Source organism: Mesobacillus sp., from assembly GCF_049588175.1.
Classification (GTDB): Bacteria; Bacillota; Bacilli; order Bacillales; family Cytobacillaceae; genus Mesobacillus.
Genome location: NZ_JBAVFI010000036.1, coordinates 1 through 5,871 on the forward strand (window position 1 = coordinate 1; position 5,871 = coordinate 5,871).

The 5,871-nt window shown below is 40.8% G+C and carries 5 protein-coding genes and 1 pseudogene; 2 read left to right on the top strand and 4 right to left on the bottom strand.

Translation table 11 applies throughout. The features are described 5' to 3' along the window. On the top strand, positions 1-454 hold a 454-nt coding region (locus tag WB217_RS00780), incomplete at its 5' end, for a DUF4931 domain-containing protein (protein ID WP_423989724.1). Between the two features lie 221 nt (positions 455-675). Then, positions 676-1,851, top strand: a complete 1,176-nt coding sequence (locus tag WB217_RS00785; RefSeq protein ID WP_423989726.1) for an FtsW/RodA/SpoVE family cell cycle protein — start codon at positions 676-678, stop codon at positions 1,849-1,851. 32 nt (positions 1,852-1,883) lie between these two features. Here the strand turns inward: WB217_RS00785 and WB217_RS00790 are convergent, their stop codons facing one another. The 4 genes and pseudogenes from WB217_RS00790 to WB217_RS00805 all read right to left on the bottom strand — a co-directional run. Next, the gene (locus WB217_RS00790; protein ID WP_423989728.1) at positions 1,884-2,951 is read right to left on the bottom strand and encodes a Ger(x)C family spore germination protein; all 1,068 of its coding nucleotides are present in this window, start codon (positions 2,949-2,951) and stop codon (positions 1,884-1,886) included. Then, entirely contained in the window at positions 2,941-4,041 is a 1,101-nt protein-coding gene (locus WB217_RS00795; RefSeq protein WP_423989730.1) for a GerAB/ArcD/ProY family transporter, read from the bottom strand. The genes WB217_RS00790 and WB217_RS00795 overlap by 11 nt, the downstream gene beginning before the upstream one ends. A 21-nt stretch (positions 4,042-4,062) precedes the next feature. Continuing rightward, entirely contained in the window at positions 4,063-5,616 is a 1,554-nt protein-coding gene (locus WB217_RS00800) for a spore germination protein (RefSeq protein WP_423989732.1), read from the bottom strand. 134 nt (positions 5,617-5,750) lie between these two features. Next, positions 5,751-5,871 (bottom strand): annotated as a pseudogene (locus WB217_RS00805) (iron siderophore-binding protein); the annotation flags it as partial.

Here is a 5,871-nt window from a genome sequence, read left to right on the forward strand (position 1 = left end):
TGGACCTCTATCAGGAGGTACGATTGCGCATTCTCATATGCAAATCGTCGGTCTCTATGACCTGGATTACCATGATAAAATTGGCGAAGCGGATTTCAGGGGTCCTGTAATCCATGAAGACGAAGGAGTGCAGCTGTATCTATCTGACCGGCCCAAAGTAGGTTTTTATGAATTTAACATCATGATGGATCACGGCAGACCTTCCGCCACATTCGCATCCTTTATCCAGACTGTGGTCCATTACATCATGAATTCCTACCCATATAAATGCAGCAGCTACAATCTGTTCTTTTACAGCTTGAATGGGAAAATGATCTGTAAGGTTGTCCCAAGATTTGTAACAACGCCCCTTTTCATTGGCTACCAGCTGCCACAGGTTCCAAATAATTTGGAATGGATGATAAACGATATCCAAAGCCGGTATTTCAATGGGGGGGTGGAAAAGGAAGTATAATCAAATTCTTTGTGAAAATGGACCCAGTATGGGTTTTTGCCTTCTGGCAGGTACAAACAGCCATCAGGCAAGGCAGGAACAAGGTATAGTATAGCCTGAAAGTTATTTCAACTTTTAAATGGTATGTGTAATAATAACCAATTAATGCGAAGAAGTTGTGATTTATTGTCGAAAAAAATATAATGAAGTATTGTACAGTCCTTCATTAAAGGGGAATAACCATGACTTCTAACCAAAAAAATAATTCCCGGCTCGATTACGGGCTGGTCACGATACTATTCTTATTATTTCTATCGAGTTGTATTGCCATTTACAGTGCCCAGACGACAGGGCAGTATGGTTCTGAAAACTTCTTATTCAAGCAAATCATCTGGTATACGATTGGGGCTGGCATCATTGCGGCGGTCATCACACTGGATTCTGATCAGCTGCAGAAGCTGAGCTGGTACGCCTATGGCTTTGGGCTTGTGCTGCTGGCTGGCTTGATTGTTGCCCCGGCAAGCATCGCCCCGGTAATCAATGGAGCGAAAAGCTGGTATAAGGTCCCGGGTATGGGAACACTTCAGCCGTCGGAATTAGTGAAAGTGTTCATTGTTCTTGCGCTTGCCAGGGTCATTGTCGACCACCATCAAAAATATCGCCTTAAAACGATACAAACAGACTTCTTCTTATTGCTTAAAATTGGTTTTGTAACGATGATTCCGCTCATGCTCGTCATGCAGCAGCCCGATCTTGGGACGTCACTCGTATACATTGCCATCATGCTTGGCATGATATTCATCTCAGGCATTACATGGAAACTGCTTGTCCCGATTTTTGGTACAGGCATGACGCTTATATCAATCATCTTTTACTTTGTCATCTGGAAGCCAGAGATTCTAGAAAAGTATCTGGGAGTAAAGGAATACCAGTTCGGCAGGATCTATTCCTGGATTGATCCTTATAATTATCAGAGTTCAACAGGATTCCAGCTAACGAGATCCCTTTTGGCAATCGGCTCTGGTGAAACAGTAGGCAAGGGGTATGGGACAAGGGAAGTTTACCTACCAGAAAGCCATACTGACTTTATCTTCAGTATTATTGGTGAAGAGTTTGGCTTTGTAGGTGCAAGCATTTTAGTCAGCCTTTTCTTCTTGCTAATCTACCAGATCACAAAAATCGGCATGGAGACGAAAAATGATTTTTACACTTACATCTGTGTAGGCGTGATCAGCATGATCACCTTCCATGTATTCCAGAACATTGGCATGACCATCGGCCTGCTTCCGATTACGGGTATCCCGCTGCCTTTCATCAGCTACGGGGGCAGCTCGTTAATGGGAAATATGCTGGCAGTAAGTCTGATCTTTTCAATCCGCTATCACTATAAAAAATATATGTTTTCAACAAACACATAGAAAAGAGCAGGAATCTAATTCCTGCTCTTTGATTATTCAACAATGCCTACCTCAGTTATGACAACATCGGTATCAATGTGCACCGTCATATTCTTGTAGTCATCTTCCCATTTTTTGAAATCAAAGCGTCTTGTTTTGCTCTTAATAAAATGGCCAAAACCAACAGGGTCGATGCCATGCCCCTGAAAGTCGGCAATCATTGCTGAACATTGTTCATTTACTTCTTCTTCAAGTTCTTTCTCGATCTTTTTAATAATTGCCGGCGATAATATTTTTCCTGTATATTCTCGGATGATTCCTTCAATTTTAATTTCAATTGTAACGGTATAAGGGTTTCTCTTTTCAATTTTAAATTTATGTTTGGATCCAAGGTCTTTTATAGCAGCCTGTTCATTATCGATTTTCACTTTGAAGGTTCCCTGGCTGAATTTATCCGTCAATAATTTGAAAAAGAACATTTTATCGGCAGGAATGGTATGAACCATTCGCCCTTGTTTAAAGAGAGCCATCCCGACGATATCAACTATATCAGGCTCAACCTTTTTCAGTATAGGCAAGTATGGGTCTTTTCCTTCCTGATAAAAATTGAATAAAAATAAATGGAGGTTCGTCTCAGGCAAATTGCGGTCCTTTATATTATGTTTAATCAAATCAGATAAATGAATAGCGTTGCCCCTATTACCATACGTGCCAGATAGTATGTCTTTGGCATCCGACTCCCCGACAGCAAGATAAATCCTGGCGCCGATACTTGGGTCGCGCTCAAATGAATCAATTAATTCAATGATTCCACTCTTGGCCATTTCCTCGCCAAAGACAGCGATTTCAAGTGATCCTGTCACTACCGGCTGGGCAGATTTACGCTGGATTTCTTGCATCAAATCTCTGTTGCTAGTGGCTTTAGCTGAAAATGTAAAATTACCAATGTTTTTATCAGGCTTGAAAACTGGGACCATTACGGTACCTTCAATCTCTTTTTGTCCGTTCATATCGTAACCAATGCCCATTTCAATATTGACGTCATCGATAATTTCTTTTTCCACACATCCTGTCAAGAGTATGGAAAGAGCAAAGAAAGGGATAAAATTCTTAGCTTTCATTTTTACTTTTCACCTTCTTGGCGATCTTGGTGGCTATAAACAAAAAAGGAATATAAAGGTACGTAACTCCAAAGCCTATTCTTCCAGTCCAATCATTTAAAAGATTTATTTTTGCCCGTGTATCGAAAAAGTTAATAGCGATTAAGCAAAGGATCGCCACGATCACAACCCCTTTTCGCTGACGAAGCTTAAAAGCTCTTTTTAAAATCATGCTTGATGCCCAAAGAGAGATACAGATATTCGGGAGGATAATTAAGTTCCAGTTGGCAATGCCGATGTATTCAAATCTTTCAACAAAAGGCATGCTCACGATTTTCCACATTTCCAGTGTGGCCCAGATGGATTTTGCTAGCTGTGCCTCGGAAAAATAGGAAAAGGTAATGATTGCTAGGATTGTATAAATTATCGTTGTCAGAAAGACGCCCAGGTGTGCCCACTTCTGGGATTTTGGTGCATCCTTTATAAATGGATAGAAAAAGATGGGTATTTCAAACCCGATGTAAGTAAGCGACATTTTATATGCACTAGTAACCAAATCCTTCACAGAGTGATCAAAAACTGGAAATAGGTTCCTGAAATCGGCAAATTTTAATGCAAAACTAAAAGTCAGCAATAAATAGCTTGGAAGGACAGTACAGAAAAAGGCTATTCCGGTAACTGTCCTGAAGCCGCCAAATACAATGTAAACGGATAGAAGTAAAAATACCAAACTAAACCAAAAGATTTTCAATTCAGGGAACATCCATACCTGGATGACTTCTATAAAGGTCCTGAGGACGGCTAAAGCAAAAATAACCAAATAGGCAATGAATAGGATGCTCACCAGATTGCCGATTTTTTTTCCGAACACATAGGCATTGGCGGTAACGATATCGCCCTCGACCGTTCCGCAGATTTTATAGATCATCCAAATAATGATGTGAATGCTTAATCCAGCTCCAAGAACCGAGATCCAGGCATCATAGCCAGCAGACTCGGCTATAATCCGCTGATATCCAAGGACTCCAATTCCGATTTGCATGGACATGATTAAATACAGAACGAGAAACGGCGATATTTGCAATCTTTCAGGAACAGGCTGCTGCATCATAATTCACAAAACCTCCAATCCTCATTCATCGATGTCCTTCTTTTCTTTTGCCTTTTTCTCACTGAAGCGTACAGGATTTTCTGTTCTTAGAAATTGTGGCCGCTTTGACTGTTTCTTAAAAGGCAATCGAATAATCGCATCCTTGAAATCTGTAACCCGTGGCGGATATAAAGGCTCCAGGAATGGCCGGCCTAGTGAAGTAAGCCGCAATAAGTGTGTCAATAAAAACGCGAATGAAGTAACGATTCCTAACAAGCCCCATAGTTCCGCAAAGAATAGAAAAGGAAAACGCAAGAGCCTGATCGTATTGCCCATTCGATATACCGGAGTTGTAAAGGATGCGAGCGCAGCCAATGCAACAATGATCAGCAGTACATTACTTGTCAAGCCTGCTTCTACGGATGCTGTTCCAATAACGATACCGCCTACGATACCGATCGTCTGGCCGACCTTGGTAGGAAGTCGGGCTCCCGCCTCACGCAAAAGCTCAATCGTTAACTCAAGGAACAAAGCTTCCAAAATAGGAGGGAGGGGAATTTCTCTCCTTGATGTAATCAATGTACTGAGCAGATCCTTTGGAATCAGCTCATAGTGATAGGAAAGCGTTGCTACGTAAATAGGTGTTATTAAAATCGAGAAGGCTACCGCGAACAAACGGACCAACCGGAAAAAGGAAGAAAGCAGATAGTTTAAAAAATAATCTTCGAATGAACCGAAGAATTCCACAAGTGTAGTCGGACCAATCAATGCATGCGGTGAGCCATCACAAAGGATGGCTACTTTTCCTTCAGCAAGAATTGCGGCGACACGGTCTGGCCTTTCCGTATCCAGCAATTGTGGAAACGGAGAATTTTCATTATCTGATATTAATTGCACGATATACGAACTATCGGTGATTTCATCAAATTCTATCTCTTTGATCCTTTGCCTTACTGTGTCTACATTGTCGGTATTGGTTATGCCATCGATATAAAGAATGGCTACAGCGCTATGAGAGAGACTCCCAACTGTATAGTTTTCAATAATCAGCTCTTTTACCGGTACCCTCTTGCGAATGAGGTTAAGGTTTTGGTCAATGGATTCAACAAAGGATTCCTTTGGACCAATAACGCTGAACTCAACCTCTGGCTGGGCAACAGCTCTTACCACTTCTTTTTGTGCAGCGATGAAGGCAAATCGCTTTTCTTCATCTTCTAATGTGAGCATGACATACCCATTAAAAAGCTTTTTCTCGATATCCTCGTTTTTCTCGGAAACCTGTACATCGGCAATCGGAATCAGCTTTTTAACATCCTCAATATCTCTAAAATCCCCTTGTAATAGATAGGGAAGGGCGTTGTTTTGCAGAAGACTTTCATCTATTAAAGTAGTCATAAAGGAAAAACAAAACTTTTTTCCACTCTTTTGGTTCACGTAAAACGTTTTCTTGAAGTCGTGAGACCTTTTAAACAAGAGCTCCCATCCATGATCGTTCAGGTAATTGTCTTGTTCTTGACCATTATCGCCATGGGTATCTTGTTTAATTGCTTCTTTCTCAAGTTCTTTCATGCGATTTTTCCGAAATAACTGTCTCATTGAAATCTCCGCCATTCTGGATTTAAATTTATTCTTTCCGAAAATGGGATGTTTATGAAAAAAAGAAAAAACCCGCAAAAATTTGCGGGTTTTTCAATATCAATGTTGTATTTATTAAATAAGAAGAAATGCTATTACTTCAAGAAATACTTCTCAATATCATCCAGCATCAGGTTGGCTGCTTTAACGCCTCCAGCTGTATTCCAGATTGCGTCATTTACCTTATGGACTTCACCTTTTTTTGCTGCCTCAAGG